The sequence below is a fragment of the Variovorax sp. P4_D9 genome, assembly GCF_056401695.1.
Window position 1 is genome coordinate 1 of the sequence record NZ_JBFUIU010000910.1, and the last position, 3,373, is coordinate 3,373.

Consider the following 3,373-nt stretch of genomic DNA (forward strand, 5'->3'; position numbering starts at 1 on the left):
CTCCGAGCCTCTGCCCGGGACCGGTTGTGCCAAGACGCTGAACGACCGGTCGTGGCCGCATTCTGCGGGATGCGCGCCGGCTTCCGAGCCCAATGCGCACATTGGGCGCGCCAGGGACCGGCCATTCCTGAGCACGAACAGAGCCGCTGTGCAGCAATGGACGCGGAGGCACAGCAACTACAATGAACAGGTGAGCATCTATGGTCCGTGCCGTCGTCTTCGCACCCGAAATGGGTGCAACTGCGATGCTGCGCGTCTTCATAGCTTCACCTTGTCCCGCATCGAACGGGATTCGAGTAGCCGGCAGTCCGGTTGCTCTCGACTATTGCCGCCGTAGAGAGCCGTAGCAGCTTTCGCCGCCTGGTTTGGAGCATGGCTTCTAGGGCTAGGTATGTTCAGGCTCTTCTACAAACTCCGCTCCACGCGGAGCAGGCTATTTCATGTCCAAACATCCACACCCATTTCGCGCCGAGTGGGCGCCTAGCATTCCGGGCGAACTCATGGCCGGCGCGGTCGCCACGTTCGCTCTCATTCCGGAGGTCATTGCTTTCTCGTTCGTCGCAGGCGTCGACCCTGCGGTCGGACTCTTCGCCTCCTTCGTCATCAGCATAGTCATCGCATTTGCTGGAGGCCGGCCAGCGATAGTATCTGCCGCAGCAGGCTCCGTCGCCCTGGTTGCTGCTCCACTCGTCCATGCGCACGGGGTCGAGTACCTCCTCGCAGCTGGCGGTGGCTGACCTGGGCCATCTGCCTGATGGCTTGCCCTCGTTCGGTTTGCCCGAGGTGCCGATGTCATTTGAGACGCTGAAACTCATAGCCTTGCCGGCCGTGGCCATCGCGATGGTGGGTTTGCTCGAATCTATGATGACGGCCAGCGTCGTGGACGAGCTCACGGACACGCCAAGCTCGAAGAACCGCGAGTCCAGTGGGCTAGGCGTCGCCAACATCGCGGCGAGCCTGTTCGGTAGAATAGCCGGCTGCGGGATGTTTGGGCAGACGGTGAGCAACGTTCGCTATGGCGGCCGTGGGCGTCTCTCAACGCTGTTCGTGGGTGCGTTCCTCCTGATTCTCATGGTGCTTCTGAAGCCCTGGGTTTCTCAGGTACCGGTGGCCGCCTTGGTAGCCATCATGGTGATGGTGTCTGCCTCTACGCTGGATTGGGGCTCGGCGCGTGCGCTCTTGAAGCACCCGAAACTTTCAAGTGCCGTGATGGTCGCAACCGTGGTGGTGACCGTTGCCACGGACAACCTCGCCGCCGGGGTGACTATCGGGGTGTTGTTGAGCGGCGTGTTCTTCACTTTCAAGGTCTCACGTCTTCTTGTTGTCGTGAAGACGGGAATCGAAAGCTTGACCTATCGCGTCTCTGGACAGGTCTTCTTTGCATCGGCTGACATGCTCGTCGACGCGTTCGACGTGCGGGACGTCGAGAGCAGACCCGTTCGCATTGACCTCAGCGCGGCTCACTTCTGGGACATCACTGCAGTGAACGCTTTGGACAAGGTTTGTCAAAGGCTCCGCAAGCACGGTAGCCAGGTGGAGGTTGTTGGCTTGAATGAACACAGCCGCGCGTTGGTGTCGAAGCTGGACCTCGGCATCGAGTAGCCCACGAGGTAGCTACGCTCACGCGAACTCGCCACGCAGTTACAAGTGGTCAACGCCCACGAAGGTCGGCTTATGGCCGACAGTTCCAGTTCGAGCTGGGAGGTTGAGGGTCGCGAGAGGGCCCACTGCGGAAGTTCGGCGCGCAGATACGATGGTAGGCGAACGYACACCGCRTTCGMGTGSAGCCGCGACCAGGGCGTAGACTCCCCAGTTGCATGCGCGATCCCGGATCGGCATGGGCTTGCTCCCSAMGCTTGGAAAACGAAATGTCCAAGATYGCGAACGCTGCACTTCTGTGCGCCCTGATCGTYCTGGTAGGCTGTTCGGGCAYGCCGCCCGCCCACGGTCAACCCWCCGCRTGTTCGACCCAGCCCGGAAGYTATGCCTGCCAGGTTGAGCGCATGTCTCTCGCCGGCGGCGGGTRATGCCTGCGGAAAGGACGGGGCCTTCCCAAAGTCTGCAAATGGCCGGAACTGTGAGTTCGGGCGCCGCGAGCGAACGGCAGCTCCCTGCTAAGCCGAAATGGGGGCGTGTGGTTGAGGTCGCGAGAGGGCCCGAGGCCGCCATTCGCATCCCCGAATCCATCATCCGGGCCACCGCGCTCACCTGCGCAGCGCCCGCTCTGAAATACCCCGCCACCGTGTCCGTGCTGCGATGCCCCGTCATGGCCATCTTCTCCTGCAGCGGCACGTTCTGTCGCCCCGCCTCGGTCACAAACCCCGAGCGCAGCGAGTGCGCCGAGAAATCCTCTCCCACGCCTGCCAACGCACACCGCGCCTTCACGAGGTCCCGAACCGCCGTCCCGGAGAGCCCGTCGGAGCCGAGCTTCCCGTTCTTGAGGATGCGCCGGAAGAGGGGCCCCGAGGCGATGCCGCTCGCCTTGACCCAGGCCTCCAGCGCCTCGGCCGCCGAACCGACCACGGGTTTCACATCTTCGGGCCGCACCTTCCCGTTGTGGTTCGTCTTGGAACTCGCCAGCGTGTACAGAAAGTTCCCCCCATCGACCCGGCGCAGGTTCTCGAAGACCGCCTCAGACACCTCGGAGCGCCGGCGGCCGCCCGAGGCCCAGGCGAAGAGGAGCAGGGCGCGATCGCGCCTCCCCTTGAGCGATTCGTCGCAGGTTTMGAGCACTGCCTCCAGCGGCTCCTTGGTCAACGCGCGCTGCTTGTGGGGCAGGGCGCTGCGCTTCGCGTAGGCCTTGCGGGTCTTGCTCAGCAGCGTCTTGACCGCGGCGTCCACGCACGGATTGGGCTGCTTGGCCAGGTGATGCGCCATCGAGAGCACGGAGACCCGGTGCATCAAGGTGTTCAGGGCCGGCGCGCCGCGCAGACCGCAAGCTCGGGCGTCATTACGTTTCGAAACCTACGTGTCAATGTACTAGATACTATGGAAGGGCCGCGGAGGTAAGCCCCCTGGAGTAGAACGAGGATTCGAAGACTCGTTTTTCGAAAGGAGCATGCAAATGAAAGCGCCTGACACAGCCCTTCAGGGGCAGGATACGACGATCATCGGCCGGCTGTATATGGCCTTCGAATTAGGCGACAAGAGCTGGAAGCTGTCGCTGGGTGACGGCGTGCGCGCGCCGAGCCGATGCGCGGTCGCGGCGGGGGATACGGCATCTGTGCTCACAGCGATCACGAGGGCCAAGGCACGTTGCGGCCTGGCCGGGCAAGCGTCGGTGCGCAGTTGCTACGAGGCTGGCCGTGACGGCTTCTGGCTGCACCACTGGCTGACCGAGCAAGGGATCGCCAACCTCGTAGTGGACTCGGCC

1 protein-coding gene and 2 pseudogenes are annotated in these 3,373 nt (G+C 63.2%); 2 read left to right on the forward strand and 1 reads right to left on the reverse strand.

Annotated elements, in window-relative coordinates; translation table 11 throughout:
- The first annotated feature begins 440 nt into the window (after positions 1–440).
- Positions 441–1,602: pseudogene (locus AC1DY5_RS48100) on the forward strand (SulP family inorganic anion transporter).
- Between the two features lie 39 nt (positions 1,603–1,641).
- Here the strand turns inward: AC1DY5_RS48100 and AC1DY5_RS48105 are convergent.
- Positions 1,642–2,901 (reverse strand): site-specific integrase, encoded by a 1,260-nt coding sequence (locus AC1DY5_RS48105; RefSeq protein WP_478121410.1) that lies wholly within the window; start codon positions 2,899–2,901, stop codon positions 1,642–1,644.
- 163 nt (positions 2,902–3,064) lie between these two features.
- On the opposite strand from AC1DY5_RS48105, the pseudogene AC1DY5_RS48110 reads away from it, so the two are divergent.
- A pseudogene (locus tag AC1DY5_RS48110) lies at positions 3,065–3,373 on the forward strand (IS110 family RNA-guided transposase); the annotation flags it as partial.